This window comes from Mycobacterium sp. 29Ha (assembly GCF_032883055.1).
Taxonomy (GTDB): Bacteria; Actinomycetota; Actinomycetes; order Mycobacteriales; family Mycobacteriaceae; genus Mycobacterium; species Mycobacterium gallinarum.
In genome coordinates, this window is sequence record NZ_JAMQTI010000033.1 from 1 (window position 1) to 24,540 (window position 24,540).

At 66.0% G+C, this 24,540-nt stretch carries 22 protein-coding genes and 1 pseudogene; 13 read left to right on the top strand and 10 right to left on the bottom strand.

All coding sequences use genetic code 11. The features are described from left to right. Nucleotides 1-63 precede the first annotated feature (63 nt). Nucleotides 64-801, bottom strand: coding sequence for a hypothetical protein (locus M1248_RS29600; protein ID WP_163727537.1), 738 nt, complete (start codon nt 799-801; stop codon nt 64-66). A 43-nt stretch (nt 802-844) separates the two neighbouring features. Then, nucleotides 845-1,228: an XRE family transcriptional regulator gene (locus M1248_RS29605; RefSeq protein WP_317150550.1), complete on the bottom strand. Its 384-nt coding sequence runs from the start codon at nt 1,226-1,228 to the stop codon at nt 845-847. Between the two features lie 217 nt (nt 1,229-1,445). Here M1248_RS29605 and M1248_RS29610 point away from each other — a divergent pair, with 217 nt between their 5' ends. Next, nucleotides 1,446-2,018 (top strand): hypothetical protein, encoded by a 573-nt coding sequence (locus tag M1248_RS29610; protein WP_317150551.1) that lies wholly within the window; start codon nt 1,446-1,448, stop codon nt 2,016-2,018. Between the two features lie 289 nt (nt 2,019-2,307). After that, nucleotides 2,308-5,427: an isoleucine--tRNA ligase gene (gene ileS, locus M1248_RS29615; RefSeq protein WP_317150552.1), complete on the top strand. Its 3,120-nt coding sequence runs from the start codon at nt 2,308-2,310 to the stop codon at nt 5,425-5,427. A gap of 14 nt (nt 5,428-5,441) precedes the next feature. Here ileS and M1248_RS29620 read toward each other — a convergent pair whose 3' ends face one another. The 3 genes from M1248_RS29620 to M1248_RS29630 are packed head-to-tail and all read right to left on the bottom strand — an operon-like array spanning nt 5,442 to nt 7,443. Then, nucleotides 5,442-5,648 carry an RNA-binding S4 domain-containing protein gene (locus M1248_RS29620; RefSeq protein WP_163727551.1) on the bottom strand — a complete coding sequence of 69 codons (207 nt, stop codon included), beginning with the start codon at nt 5,646-5,648 and terminating at the stop codon, nt 5,442-5,444. A gap of 14 nt (nt 5,649-5,662) precedes the next feature. Next, nucleotides 5,663-6,697 carry a TIGR03617 family F420-dependent LLM class oxidoreductase gene (locus M1248_RS29625; protein ID WP_163727554.1) on the bottom strand — a complete coding sequence of 345 codons (1,035 nt, stop codon included), beginning with the start codon at nt 6,695-6,697 and terminating at the stop codon, nt 5,663-5,665. Then, entirely contained in the window at nt 6,688-7,443 is a 756-nt protein-coding gene (locus M1248_RS29630; RefSeq protein WP_163727557.1) for a ferritin-like domain-containing protein, read from the bottom strand. Before M1248_RS29630 ends, M1248_RS29625 begins: the two co-directional genes overlap by 10 nt. 48 nt (nt 7,444-7,491) lie before the next feature. Here M1248_RS29630 and M1248_RS29635 point away from each other — a divergent pair, with 48 nt between their 5' ends. Then, nucleotides 7,492-8,835 carry a DNA polymerase IV gene (locus tag M1248_RS29635; RefSeq protein WP_410506757.1) on the top strand — a complete coding sequence of 448 codons (1,344 nt, stop codon included), beginning with the start codon at nt 7,492-7,494 and terminating at the stop codon, nt 8,833-8,835. Nucleotides 8,836-8,865: 30 nt separating this feature from the next. Here M1248_RS29635 and M1248_RS29640 read toward each other — a convergent pair whose 3' ends face one another. Then, on the bottom strand, nt 8,866-9,789 hold the full coding sequence (locus M1248_RS29640; RefSeq protein ID WP_163727561.1) for an asparaginase: 924 nt from the start codon (nt 9,787-9,789) through the stop codon (nt 8,866-8,868). Nucleotides 9,790-9,831: 42 nt separating this feature from the next. Here M1248_RS29640 and lspA point away from each other — a divergent pair, with 42 nt between their 5' ends. From lspA to M1248_RS29670, 6 genes are all read left to right on the top strand, one after another. Next, nucleotides 9,832-10,407 carry a signal peptidase II gene (lspA, locus tag M1248_RS29645; RefSeq protein ID WP_163727563.1) on the top strand — a complete coding sequence of 192 codons (576 nt, stop codon included), beginning with the start codon at nt 9,832-9,834 and terminating at the stop codon, nt 10,405-10,407. Between the two features lie 11 nt (nt 10,408-10,418). Further along, nucleotides 10,419-11,333 (top strand): RluA family pseudouridine synthase, encoded by a 915-nt coding sequence (locus M1248_RS29650; RefSeq protein WP_410506758.1) that lies wholly within the window; start codon nt 10,419-10,421, stop codon nt 11,331-11,333. Then, the gene (gene rarD / locus M1248_RS29655; protein ID WP_163727567.1) at nt 11,330-12,274 is read left to right on the top strand and encodes an EamA family transporter RarD; all 945 of its coding nucleotides are present in this window, start codon (nt 11,330-11,332) and stop codon (nt 12,272-12,274) included. The genes M1248_RS29650 and rarD overlap by 4 nt, the downstream gene beginning before the upstream one ends. 9 nt (nt 12,275-12,283) lie before the next feature. Then, nucleotides 12,284-12,466 carry a hypothetical protein gene (locus M1248_RS29660; RefSeq protein WP_163724382.1) on the top strand — a complete coding sequence of 61 codons (183 nt, stop codon included), beginning with the start codon at nt 12,284-12,286 and terminating at the stop codon, nt 12,464-12,466. A 118-nt stretch (nt 12,467-12,584) separates the two neighbouring features. Next, entirely contained in the window at nt 12,585-16,118 is a 3,534-nt protein-coding gene (gene dnaE / locus M1248_RS29665) for a DNA polymerase III subunit alpha (RefSeq protein WP_163727570.1), read from the top strand. Continuing rightward, on the top strand, nt 16,118-16,918 hold the full coding sequence (locus M1248_RS29670) for an isocitrate lyase/phosphoenolpyruvate mutase family protein (RefSeq protein ID WP_317150553.1): 801 nt from the start codon (nt 16,118-16,120) through the stop codon (nt 16,916-16,918). The genes dnaE and M1248_RS29670 overlap by 1 nt, the downstream gene beginning before the upstream one ends. Before the next feature lie 47 nt (nt 16,919-16,965). Here M1248_RS29670 and M1248_RS29675 read toward each other — a convergent pair whose 3' ends face one another. Then, nucleotides 16,966-17,664 (bottom strand): hypothetical protein, encoded by a 699-nt coding sequence (locus M1248_RS29675; RefSeq protein ID WP_410506759.1) that lies wholly within the window; start codon nt 17,662-17,664, stop codon nt 16,966-16,968. Between the two features lie 71 nt (nt 17,665-17,735). On the opposite strand from M1248_RS29675, the pseudogene M1248_RS29680 reads away from it, so the two are divergent. Together M1248_RS29680 and M1248_RS29685 are read left to right on the top strand one after the other, a co-directional pair. Next, nucleotides 17,736-18,141: pseudogene (locus M1248_RS29680) on the top strand (SRPBCC family protein). A 135-nt stretch (nt 18,142-18,276) separates the two neighbouring features. Further along, nucleotides 18,277-18,513 (top strand): hypothetical protein, encoded by a 237-nt coding sequence (locus tag M1248_RS29685; RefSeq protein ID WP_163727580.1) that lies wholly within the window; start codon nt 18,277-18,279, stop codon nt 18,511-18,513. A 54-nt stretch (nt 18,514-18,567) separates the two neighbouring features. Here the strand turns inward: M1248_RS29685 and M1248_RS29690 are convergent, their stop codons facing one another. Beyond that, nucleotides 18,568-18,762, bottom strand: coding sequence for a hypothetical protein (locus M1248_RS29690; RefSeq protein WP_083123357.1), 195 nt, complete (start codon nt 18,760-18,762; stop codon nt 18,568-18,570). A gap of 90 nt (nt 18,763-18,852) precedes the next feature. Here M1248_RS29690 and M1248_RS29695 point away from each other — a divergent pair, with 90 nt between their 5' ends. Together M1248_RS29695 and ilvA are read left to right on the top strand one after the other, a co-directional pair. Then, a complete protein-coding gene (locus M1248_RS29695) occupies nt 18,853-19,290 on the top strand; it encodes a nitroreductase family deazaflavin-dependent oxidoreductase (protein WP_163727583.1) in 438 nt (145 codons plus the stop codon). A 45-nt stretch (nt 19,291-19,335) separates the two neighbouring features. Then, nucleotides 19,336-20,616 (top strand): threonine ammonia-lyase IlvA, encoded by a 1,281-nt coding sequence (gene ilvA / locus M1248_RS29700; protein ID WP_317150554.1) that lies wholly within the window; start codon nt 19,336-19,338, stop codon nt 20,614-20,616. Here ilvA and treZ read toward each other — a convergent pair. Both treZ and treY read right to left on the bottom strand, forming a co-directional pair. After that, nucleotides 20,613-22,340, bottom strand: coding sequence for a malto-oligosyltrehalose trehalohydrolase (treZ, locus tag M1248_RS29705; RefSeq protein ID WP_163727588.1), 1,728 nt, complete (start codon nt 22,338-22,340; stop codon nt 20,613-20,615). The two genes, ilvA and treZ, sit on opposite strands and share 4 nt — an antisense overlap. Next, the gene (gene treY / locus M1248_RS29710; RefSeq protein ID WP_317150555.1) at nt 22,333-24,540 is read right to left on the bottom strand and encodes a malto-oligosyltrehalose synthase; all 2,208 of its coding nucleotides are present in this window, start codon (nt 24,538-24,540) and stop codon (nt 22,333-22,335) included. The genes treZ and treY overlap by 8 nt, the downstream gene beginning before the upstream one ends.

The window sequence follows — 24,540 nt, forward strand, 5'->3', positions numbered from 1 at the left end:
AAGGTCCCGCCTATAACGCGGTTGACCAACCTGCCTGGGCAGTACAGTTAGGCCGAACTCCGCTCAGCGCTTGGCGGTCGAAAACCACCTGGTCTTCTTGCGCCAGGACTCCGCAGAGGTGATGGCGAAACCGGCGCCGCACATGCAGGCGAATATCCACGTCAGCGCGGTGCCGGCGTTGACGGTCTGCAGCTGGGGAATGAAGGCGGTGGCGAGTCGGACCAGGCAGGCGGCGATGCCGGCGGCCGACGACACGAGGTAGATGTTGGCGACCGTGCGTGAGCGCGGGTCCTTACGCAAGACGAGCAGCGCCCGGGCGCCGTACCCCAGCAGGTAGATGAGCGTGCCGCACAGCAGCAGCCAGTACATGTTCAGCCAGAAGTCGGTCGGCACCTGGAAGAAGTCGGCCTTGTAGATCTTCGCGCCGTTACCGAGGGTGAACGCCACCAGCAGCAGGGGGATGCACAGCGTCGCGGGGTACTCCACGTACTGCTTGAACGACCGCTGCAGTTCGTGATCCTGCTGCAACCGGCCCAGCGCGTTGTACACGACCGCCGACGCGGCGACGATGTACAGATCGTGGCCGATGTAGTCCTCGAGGTTCCACTTACCTGTGAGCGAGTGGAGAAAGGCGCCCAGGGTCTCCGAGGCCCACGGTGACATAAGCAGTACCGCGCCGCCCTGCAAAGCGATGTTCAGAGTTGCGGCGAACTCCCAACGGGACGACCATGTGACTCGGCGAATCCACAAACTCCACGCGATACAGCAAAGCGTGATCGCAATAAGAGTTGTCAGACCCATGAATGTCGCTTTCGAGCCGCGGTGTACTCAGCAAAGTATAGAGCTACAGCGGGGGCGCGTCACTGCGCGGTTTCAGCTCGGAAAGCCTTGGCGCGCGGGTTCGATGGCTGGCTCGGATGGGCGTCCGGGTGTCCAAAGCCTCGCGCAGAACGGTCCTGCCGAATGGCGCAGACTCGATGTAGCTCCACACCTCTTGTTCGCTCATCAGGCCGAACCTGATCTGCAGGTCTGGGTAGCTGACGCCGAATCTATCCGACACTCGGCGCAATTCTTCGGCGTCAGGGTAGTCGGCTTCTTTGATGCGCCGGTAGTACGTACTACTCGAGATCCCGAGCGCGTCGTAAATGTCTTTGGCGTCAACGTCGCCGTCAAGTAGGTAATCAAGCAGGGCTTTTAGCTGTCTGCCGTTCTCGTCGGTACGTGGCACCCTTCATACAATAAAGCAATCTTCATAAAATGGGCAGTGCGAACCGCAAACCGGAAGGCTTTGCCTTAATTGACACCACCGTCACAGTTTCGGGAGGCCTATCCCAAATTTGGGACACTTGGGCTATCGTGGGGCCATGGTTGCTTCTCAGTTGCGTATGACGGCTAAAGAGGCCTTTAAGTCCTTTACTGAAATTGCATTAGCAACGATCCACGTGGTGGATCATGACGTCCCGGTCGCTTCTCGCGCCGCGGGCATGGTGCGGCTGTCGACTCTCGACAACGAGGAACTCACCGCCGAACTCGACGGAGCCTCCGAGTGGCTGGGTGCGCCAACCGACGAACTCCTCCTTGCGGCGCTCGCTCGCACGATCGCCAAGACGCTCGGTGAGGGCATCGTCCCCATCGACGTGGCCAGCGAACGCGCCAGCCTGCTGGACGCGGTCCCGGTGATGTGCGTGACGGCTGCACAGGCCAGCGCCACCGACATTCTCCGCGGCGTGCACAACGCCCTGGCCTCGGCAGCCGAGCACACCGACGGCGGGATGTCGGAGGTGTACTTCAACTACTTGGGCCAGGTGCCCGACAGCTCGGTGCCGGTGCCGGTGCAGGAGACGCCTCCGGGGCTGGGCCACGCGCTGGAGATGCGGGTGTACCGCACCCAAGGGCTGATTCACGTGGACTGGTGGTACGACACGAGCTATTTCGAGCCGTACACCATCGAAGAGCTTGCCGAGCAGTTCCCGCTCGCGCTCTACGAGATGACCACGGACGCGCTGCCTGCCGTCTGAGAGCTACTGCGCGCGGTGGATGCGATTTGCGCTCGTCACTTAGACTTGGCGAGAACGGCGTCGATCCGGCCATCACCGGGGAGCCTTCGGAAGAACGGCTGATTCCAGCTCAGTAGAACCGAACGGGTGGGCTCGTCATCGCCCTAAGTGAGCGGCGTACATCGTCGAATCAGGTGATGTACGCAAGCGGGGTGGTACCGCGGCGCTCGCGCACCGCGCGACGTCGTCCCCGTGCCTTTGACCTCATGGCTTCCGTGGCCAGGAGGCCACAATCAGGCACAGGAGACACGTGACCGCCTATCCGAAGCCGGCCGCTGGAGCGCCCAATTTCCCGGCGCTGGAAGCCGACGTCCTGGACTACTGGAACTCCGACGACACGTTCCGTGCCAGCATCGCGCGCCGGGACGGATCGCCGGATTATGTGTTCTACGACGGTCCGCCGTTCGCCAATGGTCTTCCGCATTACGGCCACCTACTGACCGGCTACGTCAAGGACATCGTGCCGCGCTACCGCACCATGCGCGGCTACAAGGTGGATCGCCGCTTCGGCTGGGACACTCACGGCCTGCCCGCCGAACTCGAGGTGCAGCGTCAGCTTGGCATCGCCGACAAGGCGCAGATCGAAGAGATGGGCATCGAGAAGTTCAACGAGGCGTGCCGCGCTTCGGTGCTCAAGTACACCGACGAATGGCAGGCCTACGTCACCCGCCAGGCTCGGTGGGTCGACTTCGACAACGATTACAAAACGCTGGATCTCGGCTTCATGGAATCGGTGATCTGGGCGTTCAAGCAGCTGTGGGACAAGGGCCTGGCCTACGAGGGCAACCGGGTGCTGCCGTACTGCTGGAACGACGAGACGCCGTTGTCCAACCACGAACTGCGGATGGACGACGACGTCTATCAAATGCGCCAGGACCCGGCGCTGACCGTCGGGTTCAAGGTGGTCTCTGGAGATCTGGAGGGGGCCCACCTGTTGATCTGGACAACGACGCCGTGGACGCTGCCGTCGAACCAGGCGGTCGCGGTGGGCCCCGACATCCCCTACGTCTGCGTGCGGGCACCCGATGGCCGCCGCTACGTGCTGGCACAGGCGCGGCTGGCGGCCTATGCCCGCGAGGTAGGAGACGAGCCCGAGGTGGTGGCCACCTACAGCGGACGCGAGCTACTCGGCACGCGCTATCTTCCGCCGTTTCCGTACTTCATGGACAGCGAAGGGGCGCGCAACGCGTTTCAGGTGCTGCCTGCGGGCTTCGTCAGCACCGAGGACGGCACCGGCATCGTCCACATGTCGCCGGCGTACGGCGAGGACGATATGGCCACGGCCCAGGCGGCCGACATCGTCGCCGTCACGCCGGTCGACACCAAGGGCAGGTTCGACGCGACGGTGCCCGAATACGCCGGCCAGCACGTGTTCGATGCGAACCCGCAGATCATCCGCGATCTGAAGAACCAGGCGCGCTCGGCGGCTGTCAACGGCGCGGTGCTGTTGCGCCACGAGACATACGACCACTCTTATCCGCACTGTTGGCGCTGCCGGAACCCGTTGATTTATCGCGCCGTGTCGTCGTGGTTCATCAAGGTGACCGATTTCCGCGACCGCATGGTCGAGCTGAACCAAGAGATCACCTGGTACCCCGAGCACGTCAAGGACGGCCAGTTCGGTAAGTGGCTGCAGGGCGCCCGCGACTGGTCGATCTCGCGAAACCGGTACTGGGGCAGCCCGATTCCGGTGTGGAAGTCCGACGACCCGGCATACCCGCGCGTCGACGTCTACGGCAGTCTCGACGAGCTCGAACGCGACTTCGGCGTGCGGCCGGACGATCTCCATCGTCCCTACATCGACGAGTTGACCCGGCCGAACCCGGACGATCCCACGGGAAAGTCGACGATGCGCCGCATCGAGGACGTCTTTGACGTGTGGTTCGACTCGGGGTCGATGCCGTATGCACAGGTGCACTACCCATTCGAGAACGCGGAGTGGTTCGACGATCACAACCCCGCCGATTTCATCGTCGAGTACATCGGGCAGACCCGTGGGTGGTTTTACACCATGCACGTCCTGGCCACTGCGCTATTCGACCGTCCGGCGTTCAAGACCTGTGTGGCGCACGGCATCGTGCTGGGCAACGACGGCCAGAAGATGAGCAAGTCGCTGCGCAACTACCCCGACGTCACCGAGGTTTTCGACCGCGACGGCTCCGACGCCATGCGCTGGTTCCTGATGGCGTCGCCAATCCTGCGCGGCGGCAACCTGATTGTCACCGAGCAGGGAATCCGCGAGGGTGTCCGGCAGGTGCTGCTGCCTCTGTGGAACGCCTACACCTTCCTGACGCTTTACGCGCCGAAGAAGGGCACGTGGCGGACCGACTCGGCGAACGTGCTGGACCGCTACATCCTGGCCAAGCTCGCCGTGCTGCGCGACGAACTCACCGATTCCATGGATGTCTGCGACATCTCGGGAGCGTGCGACCAGCTGCGTCAGTTCACCGATGCGTTGACGAACTGGTATGTCCGACGGTCGCGTTCGCGGTTCTGGGAAGAGGATCCCGACGCCATCGACACGCTGCACACCGTGCTGGAAGTGTGCGGCAGGCTCGCCGCTCCGCTGCTGCCGCTCGTCACCGAGGTGATCTGGCGCGGTGTGACCGGGGAGCGCTCGGTGCACCTGACCGACTGGCCGGACGCAGACCTGCTGCCGAAGGATCCGCAGTTGGTGGCCGACATGGACCTCGTTCGCGTGGTCGCCTCGGCCGGCTCGTCGCTGCGCAAGGCCAAGAAGCTGCGAGTGCGGCTGCCGCTGCCGAAACTCACCGTGGCCCTGGACGACCCGCAGCGGCTCGAGCGGTACCGCGACTTGATCGCCGACGAGCTCAACGTCAAGGAGGTCGAGCTCACCGACGACATCGCCAACTACGGTCGGTTCGAGCTGACCGTCAACGCGAAGGTGGCCGGTCCGCGGCTCGGCAAGGACGTTCAGGCCGCCATCAAGGCAGTCAAGGCCGGCGAGGCGATCGCGAATGCCGACGGGACGCTGAAGGCCGGGCCCGCGCTCCTCCTCCCCGAGGAATACAGCTCCCGGCTGGTGGCGGCCGACCCCGAGTACACCGCCGCGTTGCCCGACGGCGCCGGGCTGGTGGTGCTGGACGGCACCGTCACCGATGAGCTGGAGGCCGAGGGCTGGGCCAAGGACCGCATCCGCGAACTGCAGGAGCTGCGCAAGTCGACGGGGCTCGACGTCTCCGACCGCATCTCGGTGGTGATGTCGGTGCCTGCCGCCCACCAGAGCTGGGCGCGCACACACAGCGAGCTCATAGCGCGTGAAATCCTGGCCACCAGCTTCGAATTCGGTGACCTCACGGACGGTAGCGAGATCGGTGACGGCGTACGGGTGGAGATCGCGAAGGTCTGATCCGAGCGGCTGTGTCAGCTCACCCGTGCGCGACGGCCGTTGAACTCCACGGTGTCACCCGAGCGGAGCTGTCGGCCCCTGCGGCGCTCGACTGCGCCGTTGACGATGACCAGCCCGTCGGCGATGACCGCCTTGGCGTCTGCTCCGCTGTCGATCAACCCCGCCAGTTTCAGGAACTGACCCAGGCGGATCGTCTCGTCGCGAATCGGCACATCGTCCACGTGGTTGCCTGTCCCTAAATCCGGGACGGGATCGCCTTGACGCGGCCGAGCATCAAGGTGAACTCGTCGTCATCGGCCGGATCAGACGGCACGTCGAGCGAGATCCCGTCGCACACCCCGGCGTACCAGGACGCGAGAACACCGGGTAGCTCCTCGTAGGTCCCCTGCGGAACGAGTTGACTCACAACGTCATCGGTGAGTACATCGGCGAGCGCGGACCATTCCTTGCGACGGGCGTGCTCGCTGAGGCGGGCAGCGACGTCGCCCAGTCCGAACAGCTCGAGTGTGCGCTGATACGCCGGCGTGGAGTACAGGAAGGCGAGTTCGGTCCGAAGCTCGTCACGCGCGGCGGCGACAGCCGCGTCGTCACGTCCCGAGATGACCCGCGGCACGACGACCAGCCGGGGGCCGCCGTCGGTGCGCCCCTCCTTCGCCGCACCGTCGGCGAGCGCGGGCAGGACGTACTCGCGCAGCACCGCCGGGTGCGAACTGGTGGGATGCGCGACGAAGCCGTCGGCGACGGCGCCGGCGAGTCGGCACATCCTGCGGTTGACGCCGCCCGTCCAGATCGGCGGGGGAGCCGTCTCGATGGGGCCCGGATTGAAGTACGGCTGCAGCCGGGTGAATGTGTAGTGGCTGCCGTGGTGGTCCACGCCTTGGCCGTTCGCGAAGGCGGCGAAAATCGCGCGCAGGGATGCGACATAGTCACGCAGCTGCGCGGCAGGGTCGGTCCACGGCATCGAGAACCGTCCGACGATGTTGCCCCTCACCTGCGTGGCGACGCCGAGCTCGAAGCGGCCACCGGAGTAGCGGGCCAGTTCCCACGCCGAGTAGGCGGTGACCATCGGACTGCGGGCGAAAGCGACCACCATGCTGGTCCGGACCACCAGCGTCGTGGTGTGCTCCAGCGCCAGGGTGCAGACGGCGAACGGATCGCGAACGGTCTCGGACACGTGGACGGCATCGAAGCCCATCTCCTCGATACGTTGCGCCTCGTCGGCGACTTCGCTCAGCTCCGCGCTCGCTGGGAGCGACGTGATCACGTCCACGACAAGGACTTTCGGTCGAACATGACGGCCGTCGCCAGCCCCGCGAAATCGGCGAGGACGTCGCGGACGAACTTCGTGCGTCGATAGCCGATCGCATCGAGCACACCCCGGTGATCGACGGCGACGACCACCGTCGCACCGACCGCGACCACCCACCACAGGCCCAAGGCTAGTGCGCGCATCGATGCCCGCGAATCCGCGAAACCGGCACGCAGGCGGTCGCGCTGAAACCGCACGTGGGCGTTCTCGTCGTCGACAATCCGAGCAGCGACGGCGCGCGTCACCGGATCCGGGCCCGCCGCGGCCAGCCCCCCGTAATAGGACAGGGCGACGACCTCGGCGACGGTCAGCACCATCAACTCGGTACGCAGGCCCAGCAGACGGCGTAAGCGGACGAAGATGGCGTCTGACCAGTGTGTGCTCATCGGGGCGCCACCGAGGTATCCGAGCAGCCGCAGTAGCAGCGCGGCATGCTGCTGCTCTTCGGCGACGAAAAGGGTTATCGCACGCACGTATTCGGAGTCGCCTGCACGCTCGGCGTTGCGGATCAGCTGCCGGCCGTCGCCGCTTTCGCCCAGCTGGAATCTGCGTACCGAGGCGATCAGCGGCCGACGCACGGTCTCGGGGACGGTGCAGTCTGCGTCGAAGTCGATCGCGGCGTCCACCCGACGGTGCACGTCGTCGTTGGCTTCGAAGTGGTCGACCCACCGGCCGAAGCCGCTCCGTTGACCGACACGTTGCGCCATGGACGTCAGGCTAGCGAAATAGCATCGGCGGGTGTGGAAGGTCGGTGGGTGCTGCATCTCGACATGGACGCGTTCTTCGCGTCGGTCGAACAGCTGACCCGACCCACCCTCCGTGGTAGGCCGGTGCTGGTGGGTGGGCTGGGCGGCCGCGGGGTGGTCGCCGGCGCGAGCTACGAGTCCCGGGTGTTCGGCGCCCGCTCCGCGATGCCCATGCACATGGCCAGGCGAATGGTGGGCGCCACCGCCGTTGTCCTGCCGCCGCGTGGTGTCGTCTACGGCGTCGCCAGCCGCCGGGTGTTCGACACCGTGCGCGGCTTCGTCCCGGTGCTCGAGCAGCTCTCCTTCGACGAGGCTTTCGGTGAGCCCGCCGAACTCGCGGGCGCCTCGGCCGACGACGTCGAAGCGTTCTGCCGGACGCTGAAGTCCAGGGTGCTCGGCGAAACGGGGCTGGTCGCGTCCGTCGGCGCCGGCTCGGGCAAGCAGGTCGCCAAGATCGCCTCGGACCTCGCGAAGCCCAACGGCATCCGGGTGGTCTCGCGCAGCGAGGAGCGGGTGGTGCTCGACGCGCTGCCCGTGCGCCGGCTGTGGGGCATCGGACCGGTCGCCGAGGAAAAGCTGCACCGACTCGGCATCGACACCATCGGGGCGTTCGCCGCACTGAGCGATGCCGAAGCCGCCGATATCCTCGGCGGCACCGTCGGCGCGGCGCTGCACCGGCTGGCCCGCGGCATCGACGACCGACCCGTCGCCGAGAATTCGCCCGCCAAGCAGATCAGCGCCGAGTCGACGTTCCCCGAGGACCTCACGACCCTCGACCAACTACGGGAAGCCGTAGCGCGTATCGGTGAACACGCCCACACCCGGCTACAGAAGGACGGTCGCGGCGCGCGAACCATCACGGTCAAGCTGAAGAAGTCCGACATGGGAATCCTCACCAGGTCGGCCACGCTGCCGTACGCCACCACCGATGCCGCCAACCTGATTGCGACCGCTCGGCGGTTGCTACTCGACCCGATCGAGGTGGGGCCCATCCGCCTTGTCGGCGTTGGCTTTTCAGGACTGTCTGAGGTTCAGCAGGAGTCGCTGTTCCCCGATCTCGAGTTGCTGGCGGAGGAGGTCTCGGGCTCGCAGTTGCCGCCGACGTTGACGGAGACCGCAGCCACGCCGCCGGCCTGGCGGATCGGCGACGACGTCGTGCACACCACCCACGGGCATGGGTGGATCCAGGGCGCCGGCCACGGTGTGATGACGGTGCGTTTCGAGACCCGCGGAACCGGACCGGGCCCGGTGCACACGCTGCGCGCGGACGATCCGGAGATCGCCCGGGCCAACCCCGTCGACAGCCTGGATTGGGCGGACTATCTCGACGAGCTCAGCCGCCACCAGAGTTAGCCGACGCGGAACGCTCACGGTTCCTGCACATCAGCCCCAGCGCGCGAACACGTCCGCGACGGGCGAACCGGCTGCCAGCGCGGCCATCAGCAGGACGCGGGCCTGGGGCGGGCGCAGTCGCGGCACCATGACCGCTCCGGCGTCGGCGAGGTCACGGCCCGGGCCGTACCCGGGGCTGACCCGCCCATCGGGCACGCGTGTCGACACCGCGACGGCGACACCGTCGCGGCGATGCCGTCGTACGCCTTCGATCACGGCGGCGCCCGCATTGCCCGAACCCAGGGCCGCAAGTACCAGACCTCGCGCACCCGCGGCGACGCACGCGTCCATCGCCACAGCGTCGCCGCCCGGATACACCGCGATGGTGTCCACCCTCGGCGCCTTCGCCGCGGAGGCGGCCGCAAGGAACGGGCGGTCCTTAGTGGCCTGTACTGCGAACGTCGCATCCGACACCGAGCCGATCGCCACCCCCGCGAAACCCCGCAGATCCGCCGTCGCGACCTTTTGCAGGCCGAGCGGTTGCCACACCGCGCCCGCGAAACTCACCAGTGCACCCAGGCCCTGCGCGTGTGTGCTCGCGGCGACCGTCAGCGCATCGCGCAGATTGGCCGGACCGTCGGCGTCGGGGGCGTCGGCACTGCGCTGCGCCCCGGTGAGCACGACCGGGGCCCGCCCGTCATACGTCAACTCCAGCCACAGCGCCGTTTCCTCCATCGTGTCGGTGCCGTGCGTGATCACGACGCCGTCGACGTCGGACGCAGAGCGCACCGCCGCGCTGATCCGGTCCCAGTCAGCGAGCGTGAGCATCGAGCTGTCCACCGCCATCAGGTCGACGACCTGCACGTCGAGCCCGGAAGTAAGGTCGGCGCCGGTTCGGGTCGGGCGCTTCACGCCGCGGTCGTCGGCGCTGGTGGCGATGGTGCCGCCGGTGGTGATGACGACGAGGCGGGCCATGGGTGGAATTCTTGCGTATTCCGGCCCTGGAATGATGGGGGAGTGACTGATGAATCCCCGGCGTCGGACGAGGCCACGACTGGCACCGAGGCACCGACGCAGGAGGAGCAACCCGCGCCGCGGCGCCGGCTTCGGCTGCTGCTGACCGTCGCGGGAATTGTGCTGATCGCCGACATCGTCACCAAGGTGCTCGCGGTCAGGCTGCTCACCCCCGGCCAGCCCGTCTCGATCATCGGTGACACCGTCACGTGGACCCTCGTCCGCAATTCGGGCGCCGCGTTCTCGATGGCCACCGGCTACACCTGGGTGCTGACGCTGATCGCGACCGGGGTCGTCATCGGGATCATCTGGATGGGCCGCCGTCTGGTTTCGCCGTGGTGGGCACTCGGCCTCGGGATGATCCTCGGCGGGGCGATGGGCAACCTGGTCGATCGATTCTTCCGGTCGCCCGGCCCGCTGCGGGGCCACGTCGTCGACTTCTTCTCCGTCGGGTGGTGGCCGGTGTTCAACGTCGCCGACCCATCGGTGGTCGGCGGGGCGATCCTGCTCGTCGCGCTGTCGCTGTTCGGTTTCGACTTCGACACCGTCGGGCGCCGTACGGGCGACTCGTCAGAGTGACCACCCGCTCGATGCCGGTCCCGGAAGGGCTGGCAGGCATGCGCGTCGACGCGGGTCTGGCGCGGCTCCTCGGACTGTCGCGGACGGCTGCGGCGGCACTGGCCGAAGACGGCGGCGTCGACGTCGACGGTGCGCCCGCGGGGAAATCCGACAAGTTGGTCGCCGGGGCCTGGCTGGAAGTACGCCTGCCGGAAGCGCCTGCGCCGGTGGAGAATACGCCCGTCGAGATCGAGGGCATGGAGATTCTCTACTCGGACGCCGACATCGTCGCGGTCGACAAACCGCCGGGTGTCGCTGCGCACGCCACGGTCGGCTGGCACGGACCGACGGTGCTCGGCGGCCTGGCCGCGGCGGGTTTCCGCATCAGCACGTCGGGAATCCATGAGCGTCAGGGCATCGTGCATCGACTCGACGTCGGCACCTCCGGTGTCATGGTGGTGGCGCTCTCGGAACGCGCGTACACGGTGCTCAAGCGCGCCTTCAAGGCGCGCACCGTCGACAAGCGCTATCACGCACTGGTGCAGGGCCATCCCGATCCGTCCAGTGGCACCATCGACGCGCCGATCGGACGTCATCGCGGGAACGACTGGAAATTCGCGGTCACCGAGGGGGGCAGGCACAGCATCACCCACTACGACACACTGGAGGCGCATCAAGCCGCCAGCCTGCTCGACGTCCATCTGGAAACTGGTCGCACACACCAGATTCGGGTGCATTTCGCGGCCCTACACCATCCGTGCGCGGGTGACCTCACCTATGGCGCGGACCCGACGCTGGCCCGCAAGCTAGGGCTGGAGCGCCAATGGCTGCACGCCCGCTCTCTGGCGTTCGCGCATCCTGCCGACGGACGGCACGTCGAGATCACCAGTCCGTACCCACCTGATCTGCAGCACGCGCTCGAAGTGTTGCGGCACCACGAGCTGTGAGAACGACCGGGCTTCTCTACGGCATCGGCGCCTACGCGATGTGGGGTGTGTTCCCCGCCTTCTTTCCGCTTCTGAAACCGGCGAGTGCGCTCGAAGTGCTGTCACACCGCATCGTGTGGACGTGCGTGCTGATGGTGTTCGTCATCGCCGCGGCGCGCCGGCTTCGTGACCTGCGCACCATCACCGCTCGGGTCTGGCTGCTGCTGGTGTGCGCGTCGGCGCTCATCTCCATCAACTGGGGCATCTACATCTACGCCGTCAACAACGGCCACGTCGTCGACGCCGCAATGGGGTACTTCATCAACCCGTTGGTCACTGTCGCGTTGGGGCTGTTGATCTTTCGCGAAAAGCTCAACCGTGCTCAGCTCGGCGCGTTGGCAATCGCCGTGGTCGCCGTGGTCGTGCTCACGGTGGAGGTCGGCGCACCCCCGGTCATCGGACTCGGGCTCGCGCTGTCGTTCGGACTCTACGGCGCGGTGAAGAAGGTGGTACCGACCGATCCGCGGGTCAGCGTCGGTATCGAAGCAGCGGTAGCCGCACCATTCGCGCTGGCTTATATCGCCGTGCTCGAGGGCGCGGGGCCGGGTACCTTCACCGACTTCGGCGCCGGCCACATCGCGCTTCTCGTCTTTTCAGGTGCGGTGACGGCGCTGCCGCTGTTGCTGTTCGCCGCGGCGGCTCAGCGGCTGCCGCTGGTGACGATGGGGCTGCTCTTCTACGTGACCCCGGCGATGCAACTGACCTGGGGCATATTCGTCGGCCACGAACCGATGCCGCCCGCGCGCTGGGTGGGATTCGCGCTCATCTGGCTCGCCCTGTTGGTGTTCAGCGCCGATGCGCTGCGGCGGGCGCGCACCACGTCGCCGGAGAGCCCCCGCAACCCGGAACGCGAACCAGAACATAGGGAAACACCCGATTCCTCGGCGCGTCCTGCGCCCTAGCGTTGGAGCATGCCCGGCTTCTGGTTCACCGCGATGGTTGCAGGCCTCGTCGCGACTGGCGTCGTCGCCCAACTCGGATGGCAACTGCCGGCGAAATCCGAGGTCAAGCGGTTGCTCAGGCTGGATCGGCTGCGTTCTGACCGGCAGCCCACTCATCTGCCCACGTCTGCAGTGGTCGCAGAGCCTCGATAAGGTGTTGCGCGGTCGATAACGCCCTGTGGTCGGCGGTTTCCTGTCGATTGGCGGGCCGCAAGACACGCACCGCGACACGCCGAGATCTGTCGGAGGACCGCCATAGACTGGCGTCCCTATGAACTCGTCGTCCTTCGTGCATCTGCACAACCACACCGAGTATTCGATGCTGGACGGTGCCGCGAAGGTCCAGCCGATGCTGGCCGAGGCGCAACGGCTCGAAATGCCCGCGATCGGCATGACGGATCACGGAAACATGTTCGGCGCCAGCGAGTTCTACAACGCCGCGACCGACGTGGACATCAAGCCGATCATCGGCGTCGAGGCCTACATCGCACCGGGTTCACGTTTCGACACCAAACGCGTCCAGTGGGGCGACCCGTCGCAGAAGTCCGACGACGTGTCGGGCAGCGGCGCCTATACCCACATGACGATGGTCGCCGAGAATGCGACCGGTTTGCGCAACCTGTTCAGGCTGTCGTCGCTGGCGTCGTTCGAGGGCCAGCTCGGCAAGTGGTCGCGCATGGACGCCGAGATCATCGCCGAAAACGCCGAGGGCATCATCGCCACCACCGGCTGCCCGTCGGGCGAGGTGCAGACGCGGCTGCGGCTCGGGCAGGAACGTGAGGCGCTCGAGTCGGCCGCCAAGTGGCGGGAGATCTTCGGACCCGACAACTATTTCCTCGAGTTGATGGACCACGGCCTGGACATCGAGCGCCGGGTCCGCGAGGGCTTGCTGGAGATCGGCCAGAAGCTCGGCATCCCGCCACTGGCAACCAACGACTGCCACTACGTCACCCGCGATGCCTCCCGCAACCACGAGGCGCTGCTGTGTGTGCAGACCGGCAAGACGCTGTCGGACCCCAATCGGTTCAAGTTCGACGGCGACGGCTACTACCTGAAATCGGCCGCCGAGATGCGCGCGCTCTGGGACGGCGAGGTCGCGGGCGCATGCGATTCCACACTGCTGATCGCCGAACGGGTGCAGAGCTACGCTGACGTCTGGACGCCGAAAGACCGAATGCCGATCTTCCCGGTTCCCGAGGGCCACGACCAGGCGAGCTGGCTGCAGCATGAGGTCGACGCCGGTCTGCAGCGCCGCTTCCCCGGTGCGGCGGTTCCCACCGAGTACGTCGAGCGGGCCGCCTTTGAGATCAAGGTCATCTGCGAGAAGGGTTACCCGTCCTACTTCCTCATCGTCGCCGACCTCATCAACTACGCGCGCTCGGTGGAGATCCGGGTGGGGCCGGGACGAGGTTCGGCCGCGGGATCGCTGGTCGCCTACGCGCTGGGTATCACCAACATCGACCCCATCCCGTACGGGCTGCTGTTCGAGCGGTTCCTGAACCCCGAACGTGTGTCGATGCCCGACATCGACATCGACTTCGACGACCGTCGTCGCGGCGAGATGTTGCGCTACGCGGCGAACAAGTGGGGCAGCGACCGGGTGGCCCAGGTCATCACCTTCGGTACCATCAAAACCAAAGCGGCGTTGAAGGATTCGGCCCGAGTCAACTACGGCCAGCCCGGCTTCGCGATCGCCGACCGGATCACCAAGGCGCTGCCGCCGCCGATCATGGCCAAGGACATCCCGCTGTCCGGCATCACCGACCCGAACCACGAGCGGTACAAGGAGGCCGCCGAGGTTCGCGGGCTGATCGACACCGACCCCGACGTGCGCACCATCTACGAGACGGCCCGCGGTCTGGAGGGTCTGGTCCGTAACGCCGGTGTGCACGCGTGCGCGGTGATCATGAGCAGCGAGCCGCTGGTCGACGCGATTCCGCTGTGGAAGCGGCCGCAGGACGGTGCCATCATCACCGGCTGGGACTACCCCTCGTGTGAGGCCATCGGTCTGCTGAAGATGGACTTCCTCGGCTTGCGGAACCTCACGATCATCGGCGACTGCCTGGAGAACATCCGCGCAAACCGCGGAATCGATCTCGACCTCGAAACTGTGCCGCTCGATGACCCGGCCGCGTATGCGCTGCTGGGCCGCGGTGACACGCTCGGGGTGTTCCAGCTCGACGGCGGCCCGATGCGCGATCTGCTGCGCCGCATGCAGCCCACCGGGTTCGAGGACGTCGTCGCGGTCATCGCGCTGTACCGGCCAGGACCCATGGGCATGAACGCCCACAACGACTACGCCGACCGTAAGAACAACCGCCAGGCGATCAAGCCCATCCACCCGGAGTTGGAAGAACCGCTGCGCGAGATCCTCGCCGAGACCTACGGGCTGATCGTCTACCAAGAGCAGATCATGCGCATCGCGCAGAAGGTCGCCGGCTATTCGCTCGCCCGAGCAGACATTCTGCGAAAAGCCATGGGCAAGAAGAAGCGCGAAGTCCTGGAGAAGGAATTCGAGGGCTTCTCCGACGGCATGAAGGCCAACGGATTCTCGGCGGCGGCCATCAAGGCGCTGTGGGACACGGTGCTGCCGTTCGCGGACTACGCCTTCAACAAGTCGCACGCCGCCGGCTACGGCCTGGTGTCGTACTGGACCGCCTATCTGAAGGCCAACTTCCCGGCTGAGTACATGGCCGGGCTGCTGACGTCGGTCGGTGACGACAAGGACAAAGCGGCGGTCTATCTCGCCGACTGCCGCAGACTCGGCATCACGGTGCTACCGCCCGATGTCAACGAGTCGAGCCTCAACTTCGCCTCGGTGGGTGAGGACATCCGGTACGGGCTGGGCGCGGTGCGCAACGTCGGCGCGAATGTCGTTGCCTCGCTGATCGGTTCGCGCACCGCGAAGGGTAAGTTTGTCGACTTCTCGGACTACCTCAACAAGATCGACATCGCCGCCTGCAACAAGAAGGTCACTGAATCGCTGATCAAGGCGGGCGCGTTCGACTCGCTGGGCCACCCGCGTAAGGGCCTGTTCCTGATCCATACCGATGCGGTCGATTCGGTGCTCGGGACGAAGAAGGCCGAGGCGATGGGTCAGTTCGACCTGTTCGGCGGTGCCGACACGGCCACCGACGCGGTGTTCACCATCAAGGTGCCCGACGAGGAGTGGGAGGACAAGCACAAGCTGGCACTGGAGCGCGAAATGCTCGGCCTCTATGTGTCCGGCCATCCACTCAACGGCATCGCCCACCTGCTGACGGCGCAGGTCGACACGGCGATTCCGGCGATTCTCGACGGCGACGTCGCCAACGACACCCAGGTGCGGATCGGCGGCATACTGGCGTCGGTCAACCGGCGGGTCAACAAGAACGGGTTGCCTTGGGCGTCCGCGCAAGTGGAAGACCTCACCGGCGGTATCGAGGTGTTGTTCTTTCCGCAGACGTATTCGACGTTCGGTGCCGAGATCGCCGATGATGCGGTGGTCCTCGTGGGGGCCAAGGTTGCCATCCGTGACGACAGGATCTCACTGATCGCCAACGACCTTGTCGTACCTGATTTTTCGAGTGCTCAGGTCAATCGTCCGGTGGCCGTCACACTTCCGACCCGCCAATGCACGGTCGACAAGGTGACCGCACTCAAACAGGTGCTGGCCCGCCATCCCGGAACCGCGCAGGTGCACCTGCGGCTGATCAGCGGCGAGCGCATCACCACACTGGAACTCGACGCATCCCTGAGGGTGACGGCCTCATCGGCGTTGATGGGTGATCTGAAGGCGCTGTTGGGCCCCGGTTGCCTGGGCTGATGTCGTTTCGCGAACTGCACGAACGCGGCTGCTTCGTCATTCCGAATCCGTGGGACCGCGGGACCGCGATCGCGCTCGCGGCCATGGGCTTTCCCGCACTGGCCACGACGAGTGCCGGTGCCTGTTTTGCTCAGGGTTTACCCGATACGCCGACGGCGCTGGGCGTTGAGGGCGCGCTGCGCAACATCGCCGAGATCGTCGACGCGGTCGAGTTGCCGGTGAACGCCGACTTCCAGGCTGGATACGCCCACGATCTGGACGGGCTGGCCGCCAACGTCCGTCGATGTGTGGCAACCGGTGTCGCCGGCTTGTCGATCGAGGACACGAGAGGCGGCGCCGAGGAGCCGTTGTACTCGTTGCCGGAGGCGGTTGAACGGATACGCGTCGCGTACGCCGCAATCGACGGCGCCGATGTACTCCTCACCGCACGCGCGGAGTGCTTTCTCTACGATCACCCCGATCCGCTGCGCGAGGCGATCACTCGGTTGCAGGCTTTCTCGGAGGCGGGAGCAGACGTGCTTTATGCACCGGGAATGCGGACGCGAGAAGACATCTCCGCACTCGTCGACGCGCTGCGTCCCGCACCCGTCAACGTGCTGATGTCGTCGGATACGGGGCTGATGGTCAACGATCTCGCGGAGCTCGGGGTGCGGCGGGTCAGTGTCGGATCCGCATTGACGCGTGTCGCGTGGGGCGCGTTCCTCTCGGCCGCGCGTCGCATTGTCGAAGACGGGTCATTCGCGGGGCTGGCAGAATCGGCGAGCTTCGACGAGCTCAACAGCCTGTTCACGGATCGCTAGCACGCGTAGCGCAGAATCCGAACCGGCACCAGTGTATTCGGCCGATATCAGCCCAGGACATTCACCGCTCTTGCGATCACGAGTGCCAACGTCGTAAACGAAATCAGTGCCTGCGCGGTCATCATCACCTTCGCCCGACGCGTCATCGGCATGGTGTCGGTCGGCGAGAACGCCACCACATTGGTGATGCTGACGTACAGGTAATCCAAAAACTCCGGACGCCAGTTCGGCGGCGCCAGTTCACGTTCCGTCATCTGCGGAAACATGAAGTCGGGGTAGGGACGGCTGCCGTGGCGTCTGGCGAATGGCCCTCCGCGGTCCAACTCCCAGTACCAGATCCCGAACACGATGACGGTCGTTACATAGATCGCGGCGCCACTGCCGAGCAGGACAGCGGCGTTGTTGCTCACCTCGCCGGACAGAATGCGGATGTCCAGGATCAGCGCCGACAGGCTGTTGTCGATCGTGATGGCGGCCAGCAGCACATAGCTCGCCCACGTGCCGAAGATCGTCTGACGCTTCAGCCGCAGCGGGTTCAATCCCACCAGCACGATGAGGAGCAATATCTCCATGGCGATCAGCGGCCATCGCGGAACCACCGTGTAGCTCTTCGGTATCGCGAGTTGCAGGGCGATTGCCACCATCAGGGCCGTCAGCACCGGCATTCGGTTTTCCGGGTCGCCGGGACGCAGCCACGACGGAACGCGAAGTTCAGCGTCCGACGCCATGGCCTCGGCGCGACGCATGAACTCCTCGACCGGCTTCGGGGGTTCGGGTGTGGTGTCCATCAGGCAAGTGTGTGCGCCACGATGGAGGTATGGAATCGCGACACGTCAGCATTTGGATCGACGTTGCACCCGACGTCGTCTTACGAATTCGCGGCGGATCCGCAGACCTGGCCGCAGTGGGCCGCCGGCCTGGCCGCCGGCGAGCTCCGACAGAGCCCGGAGGGCTGGGTCGCCGATTCGCCGATGGGCACCGTGACAGTGGAGTTCGCCCCGCCGAACCGGTTCGGGGTGCTGGACCATGTGGTGCGGATGCCGTCGGGGGAGCAGGTGTACAACCCGTTTCGGGTCGTCCCCGCCGGGATGGGTGAGACGGCATGTGAGGTGGTTTTCTCCGTTCGGCGGCGCCCGGGCATGACCGATGAAGAGCTCGCCGACGACGTGGCCGCGGTCGCAGCGGACCTGGCCACGCTGAAGGGTCTGGTTGAGGCGTCATAGTCGGTTCCCCCGATTGGGGGACACCTGAATTCCCCCGGTGTGGCGGCCGATCGGCGGACAGACCGAACAGGCTGGCCACGGCATTCTTTAGTCATGCCGGCAAACCGGCGCGAAGCACTAAAGCAGGAGCATCAGATGACCACCAACTTCAACACCCGGATCACCCGTTTCATCGCACTGCCGATCATGTCGGCCGGCATCATCGGCGCAGCCGGCCTGGGAATGGCGGGCATGGCCAACGCGGCCACCTCGACCGCACCGAGCGGCCCAGGCTACTCGTACGCGCCGGTCGTCAAGGCCCACCCCGCGCCGGTGCATCACCTGCACGGTGTGGCCCGCGTCGAGGCCAAGGTGCCGGGCTACCACCGCTGATCCAAATACGAGTCAGGCCCTCCCTATTCGGGGAGGGCCTGATTTGTCGACAGCTCAGTCAGTCGATTGAAAGGCGCCGAGGCCGAGCCACACCACGGTGCCGGCGGCCGCTGCGGCCAGCACCGCCGGTGCAGCGCTTGCCGTCGCGACGGCAACGATGACGAGCACGATTGCCGCCACAGCCAGGGCGAGCACCTTGTACACCGGCCAGGGAACTCCGGCGATACTCACTTGGTCGCGCACGGTCATGGTTTGACGATAGCTCGTAAGTGAGTTTTCGGGCAACCGAAACACCGGATGAGGTGACTCACTTTTTGTAGTCGGCCTAAGCTGTCTGACATGCCACTTTCCGGAGAATACGAGGCCAGTCCGTGGGATTGGGTCCGCGATCATGCCGACAAGATCATGCAAACAGGCAGCACCGAGGGCGTCGAGATGAAGGACAAGCCCCTCATCCTGCTGACCACAATCGGCGCCAAGACCGGCAAGATCCGGAAAACCCCGCTCATGCGGGTGGAACACGATGGCCAGTACGCGGTTGTCGCATCGTTGGGCGGTGCCCCGAAGCACCCGGTCTGGTACTTCAACGTCAAGGCGCATCCTCGCGTCGAACTCCAGGACGGCGCTGTGACGAGGGATTACGAGGCTCGTGAAGTCTTCGGCGACGAAAAGGCGGTCTGGTGGGAGCGTGCGGTCGAGGCGTGGCCCGACTATGCCGAGTACCAAACCAAGACCGACCGGCAGATCCCGGTGTTCGTGTTGACCCCGGTTGGCTAACCCGTCCATTTCGGAGAACGGCTAGGTAGGTGGCACCATTGATCGGTGTCCGCTGAACTGAGCCAGAGCCCGATCGCGTCGTCGCTGTCTGCGGCCGACATCGATGAGGCCGCTCAGCGCATTTCCGATGTGGTCCTGCGCAGTCCGCTGCAGTTCAGTGAGCGGCTGTCCGAGGCCACCGGCGCAAACGTCTACCTCAAGCGCGAAGATCAGCAAGTTGTGCGGTCTTACAAGTTGCGTGGCGCCCACAACATTCTCATGCAGCTGTCGGCCGAGGAGATCGCTGCCGGTGTCGTGTGCTCATCGGCGGGCAACCACGCGCAGGGCTTCGCGATGGCCTGCCGATCGATGGGTATCCGCGGCCGGGTCTATGTGCCGGGTAACACGCCCAAGCAGAAGCGTGACCGCATCCGGTATCACGGACGCGAGTTCATCGAGTTGATCGTGACGGGCCATACCTACGACGAGGCCGCGGCAGCGGCGCTGGACGACATCGCGCGCACCGGAGCCACGCTGGTCCCGCCGTACGACGATCTGCGCACGATGGCGGGGCAGGGCACGATCGCCACCGAGATTCTCGACCAGCTCGACGACGAACCGGATCTGGTCATCGTTCCGGTCGGCGGCGGCGGCTGCATCGCCGGCATCACCACGTATCTGGCCGAACGGACCAGAAACACGTCGGTGCTCGGCGTCGAGCCGGCAGGTGCGGCGTCGATGATCGCCGCCCTGGCCGCGGGGCAACCGGTGACCCTCGAGCATGTCGACCAGTTCGTGGACGGCGCGGCGGTGAACCGTGCGGGAACGCTGACCTACGCGGTCCTGGCCGCGGCGGGAGACATGGTTTCGATCACCACCGCCGACGAGGGCGCAATCTGCACCGCAATGCTCGACCTTTACCAGAACGAGGGCATCATCGTCGAGCCCGCGGGCGCGCTGTCGGTGGCAGCGCTGCTCGAGGCGCGGCTGGAGCCCGGATCAACTGTGGTGTGCGTGATTTCGGGTGGCAACAACGACGTATCCCGCTACGGCGAGGTGCTCGAACGTTCGCTGGTGCACCTCGGACTCAAGCACTACTTCCTGGTGGATTTCCCGCAGGAGCCGGGTGCGTTGCGGCGGTTTCTCGACACAGTGCTCGGCCCCAACGACGACATCACGCTGTTCGAGTACGTCAAGCGCAACAACCGCGAAACCGGTGAGGCGCTGGTGGGTATCGAACTCGGCTCGGCCACCGACTTCGACGGTTTGCTCGAACGAATGAAGGCGTCCGACATCCACGTCGAAACGCTGGAGCCCGGCTCGCCTGCGTATCGCTACCTGCTCTAGGAGCGACGAAGGACCGCGAACGATCGAGCGGGCAACGTCGTCGAATTCGCGTCGACGGCTGACGGATCATCCCACGCCAGCACCACCTCGCCAGTGACGGGAACGTCGACAGCCTCGGCCCCGAGGTTGCACGCGATGACCAGCGACCCGCGCTGCATCACGATCCACCGCCGGTCCTCGTCGTAGTCGACCTGCATGTCGTCCAGCCACGGATTGGCGAGGTCGGGTTCGTTGTGCCGCAACGAGATCAGCTGCCGGTACACGTGACGCAGCCGGCCGTGTTCGCCCTCGTCGATCTCCTGCCACTTCAGCTTGGAACGTTCGTAGGTGGCGGGGTCCTGTGGATCGGGGATCTCGTCTGCATCCCACCCATGCTCGGCGAACTCGCGCTTGCGACCCTCCGCGGTGGCTCTGGCCAATTCCGGCTCGGGGTGTGAGGTGAAGAATTGAAACGGCGATGACGAGCCCCATTCCTCGCCCATGAAAAGCATTCCGGTGTAGGGGGATCCGAGTACGAGCGCAGCCTTGACCGCCAGCTGGCCGAAGGTGAGGTTCTGCGAAGGGCGATCGCCGCACGCTCGATTGCCCACCTGATCATGGGTCAGCGTGTAGGCGAGCAGCCGGCTCGCCGGGATCGTCGCCGTATCCAGCGGGCGGCCGTGTCGCCGGTGCCGGAACGACGAGTACGTGCCGGCGTGGAAGTACCCGTGCCGCAACGTCTGCGCCAGCGTTTCCACCGAACCGAAATCCGAGTAGTAGCCCTGACGTTCGCCCGAGACGGCGGCGTGGATCGCGTGGTGGATGTCGTCGTCCCACTGTGCGGTCATGCCCAAGCCGCCGCGGTCGCGCGGGGTGATCAGTCGAGGATCGTTGAGGTCGCTTTCGGCGATCAGCGACAGCGGCCGGCCCAACTCTTCGGCCAGCGCGTCGGTTTCGGCGGACAGCTCCTCGAGGATGTGAATGGCCGTCGTGTCGACGAGGGCGTGTACGGCGTCCAGGCGCAGGCCGTCGGCGTGGAAGTCGCGCATCCAGCGCAGTGCGCAGTCGAGGATATAGGTGCGCACTTCGTCGGCGTCCGGCCCGCTGATGTTGATCGACTCGCCCCACGGATTGCTGCCCGAGGAAAGGTAGGGACCGAACCGCGGTAGGTAGTTCCCCGACGGGCCGAGGTGGTTGAACACCGCGTCGATCAGCACACCAAGCCCGCGCCGATGGCATGCGTCAATGAAGCGAACCAGTGCGTCGGGGCCGCCGTACGGTTCGTGCACCGCGTACCACAGCACCCCGTCGTAGCCCCAGCCGTGCGTTCCGCCGAAGGCGTTCACGGGCATGACTTCGACGAAGTCGACGCCGAGATCCACCAGATAGTCCAGCTTCTCGATCGCCGAATCGAACGTCGCGCCCGGCGTGAACGTCCCGATGTGCAGCTCGTAGATCACCCGGCCGTCGATCGGTGCGCCGGCCCAGTCGCCGTCGGTCCATGCGCTGGGGTCGGGCCGCCAGAGCGCCGATCGGGCATGTACACCGTCTGGCTGACGCGGGGACCGCGGATCCGGCAGGACCGTCGGGTCGTCGTCGAGGACGAAACCGTAGCGTGCCCCGGTGGCGGCGTCGACGTCGGCACGCCACCACCCGTCGGCCGATCCGGTCATCTCGTGCAGGGTGCCGTCCACGTCGACCCGGACCCGCTCGGGAATGGGCGCCCACACCGCGAATTCAGCCATCGGTGCGCTCAAGGAGGGCTACGGGCAGTTCCGCGAACAATTCAACGGCGAGCACCCGGCCGCTGAACCGCATTCCCGAGATGCGGTCGGTCCACTGCCCGCCGGGCAGCTCCAATGCGGTGTCGCCCCAACCGGTTTCCGACAGCCGCACCGTGTGCCGGCTGACGGCGGTCAGGACGTCGTCGCCGCGAAGAAATCCCACCAGATGCTCGGCTGATGGGTCGTCCGCCCGTACCGGTGTGTAGCCACCGTCGCTGAAGCTGGCGGCGCGCTCCCGACGGAGCTGCAACGCCGCGGCCACGACCCGAATCTTCGGATGCCGCAACGCCTCCAGTGCGTGCGTGCGCGCTGAGTAGTCCACCGGCCGGCGATTGTCGGGGTCGACGAGGCTGTCCTCCCACAACTCGGTGCCCTGATAGATGTCCGGAATGCCGGGCGCGGTGAGTGCGATCAGCTTCTGGCCGAGTGCGTCGCTGCGCGCATGAAGGTCAACGCGTGCCACCAGCGACGTCATCTCGGCACCGACGGGGCCGTCAAGCACGGCGTCGATCCAGGTGTGAATCGCGGACTCGAATTCGTCGTTCGGCTCGTTCCAGGTGGTCTGCGTCCCGGCCTCGCGGATGGCCTTCTCTGCGTAGGCGTGCAGCCGGTCACGTAGCTCGGCGTCGATGGTGCCGTCGACGGGCCACACCCCGAACATGTTCTGCAGCAGGAACAGTCCGGTCGCGGCATCCGGTGGCGGGGCGGCCAGCGCCCACTTGCCGGCCAGCTCCGCCCACAGCGCCGGTATCTGCGACAGCACTCCGATGCGCGCGCGCACATCCTCGCCGCGCTTGGTGTCGTGGGTCGTCAAGGTGACCATGGCGTGCGGCCACATCTGCGCGCGCACGGCGGCGCGCTCGTGGAACTCGGCGACGCTGACACCGAAGCGCTGCGGTTCGCCACCGACCTCGTTCAGCGACACCAACCGCGCGTCGCGATAGAACAGGCAGTCCTCCATCGACTTCGCCGTCGCCGCGCCACACAGCTGCTGCAGCCGCACGTTGGTCTCGGTGCTGACGGCCAGCGCGGACGCGATGATCGCGAAAGCGGCTGCAAGTTCAGGCCGTTCGGCGGTGGCATCGGCGAAGGCGATCGGCAGTATCAGCGACAGCCCACGGTAGTCGGAGCGGTAGACCTCGATGTGACTGAGCAGCGTCGCCACCGCGATGGGCACATCGGGTTGGTCGGCGCCGGTCGCGGTCGTGATCGTGCGGCACAGCCGGGCCAGTTCGCTCTTGAGGGTGTCGGTGACGGCCTGGACCTTGAGTTCGGTGGCCAGTGCGGGCAACGTGCTGTAGGCCTGACCCGCGGAGTCGAAGAGACCGGTCAGCGCGCCCGCTCCGGAGGGGTCGACGAATATGCCGCCGATTTCGCGTAACGCGTCGTACCCCGTGGTGCCGTCGACAGGCAACGTGGGCTCCAGCGGTTCGTCGACGGCGAGGATCTTCTCGACGACGATCCATGCCTGCGGTCCGACGAGTTCGCGCAGCCATTCGAGATAACCTGCGGGATCGGATAATCCGTCGGGGTGGTCGATCCGGATACCGTCGACAAGCCCCTCGTCGAACCAGCGTTTGACCTCGGCGTGCGTCGCGTCGAAGACGGCGCGGTCCTCCTGACGCAGGCCGGCCAGCGACGTGATGGAGAAAAAGCGCCGATACCCGCAGATGCCGTTGCGCCAGCCGATCGCTCGGTAGTGCGTGTTGTCGGCGGGATAGCCCGGCGGCGGGTCATCGCCGTCCTCGCCGAGCACCGGCAGCACGATACGGCCATCGGGATCCAGGTCCCAGTCGATGTCGAAGTAGGAGGAGTACGGCGAATCACGGCCGTGCGTCAGCACATCCAGCCACCACTGGTTCTGCTGCGGATCGTCCACGCCGACGTGGTTGGGGACGATGTCGATGATGAGCCCGATGCCGCGCGACCGTGCTGCCGCCGACAATCGGGCCAAACCGTCAGCACCACCGAGCGCGGCCGAGACCGTCAGGGGGTCGGTGACGTCGTAGCCGTGGGTCGAACCTTCGGCGGCGGTGAGGATCGGGGACAGATAGAGGTGAGAAACGCCGAGCGCATCGAGATAGTCGAGTTGGTTCTCCGCATCAGCGAATGTGAAGCAGTCGCCGCGCATTTGGAGTCGGTACGTAGAGAGTGGATGCAT

Excerpts from the sequence above, each read along its gene's own strand:
- M1248_RS29600 (WP_163727537.1), bottom strand. The coding sequence starts at position 801 with ATGGGTCTGACAACTCTTATTGCGATCACGCTTTGCTGTATCGCGTGG.
- M1248_RS29630 (WP_163727557.1), bottom strand. The coding sequence starts at position 7,443 with ATGGCGCAACGTGTCGGTCAACGGAGCGGCTTCGGCCGGTGGGTCGAC.
- M1248_RS29640 (WP_163727561.1), bottom strand. The coding sequence starts at position 9,789 with ATGGCCCGCCTCGTCGTCATCACCACCGGCGGCACCATCGCCACCAGC.
- M1248_RS29650 (WP_410506758.1), top strand. The coding sequence starts at position 10,419 with ATGCCGGTCCCGGAAGGGCTGGCAGGCATGCGCGTCGACGCGGGTCTG.
- M1248_RS29660 (WP_163724382.1), top strand. The coding sequence starts at position 12,284 with ATGCCCGGCTTCTGGTTCACCGCGATGGTTGCAGGCCTCGTCGCGACT.
- dnaE (WP_163727570.1), top strand. The coding sequence starts at position 12,585 with ATGAACTCGTCGTCCTTCGTGCATCTGCACAACCACACCGAGTATTCG.
- M1248_RS29670 (WP_317150553.1), top strand. The coding sequence starts at position 16,118 with ATGTCGTTTCGCGAACTGCACGAACGCGGCTGCTTCGTCATTCCGAAT.
- M1248_RS29675 (WP_410506759.1), bottom strand. The coding sequence starts at position 17,664 with ATGCGTCGCGCCGAGGCCATGGCGTCGGACGCTGAACTTCGCGTTCCG.
- M1248_RS29685 (WP_163727580.1), top strand. The coding sequence starts at position 18,277 with ATGACCACCAACTTCAACACCCGGATCACCCGTTTCATCGCACTGCCG.
- M1248_RS29690 (WP_083123357.1), bottom strand. The coding sequence starts at position 18,762 with ATGACCGTGCGCGACCAAGTGAGTATCGCCGGAGTTCCCTGGCCGGTG.
- M1248_RS29695 (WP_163727583.1), top strand. The coding sequence starts at position 18,853 with ATGCCACTTTCCGGAGAATACGAGGCCAGTCCGTGGGATTGGGTCCGC.
- treZ (WP_163727588.1), bottom strand. The coding sequence starts at position 22,340 with ATGGCTGAATTCGCGGTGTGGGCGCCCATTCCCGAGCGGGTCCGGGTC.
- treY (WP_317150555.1), bottom strand. The coding sequence starts at position 24,540 with ATGCATCCACTCTCTACGTACCGACTCCAAATGCGCGGCGACTGCTTC.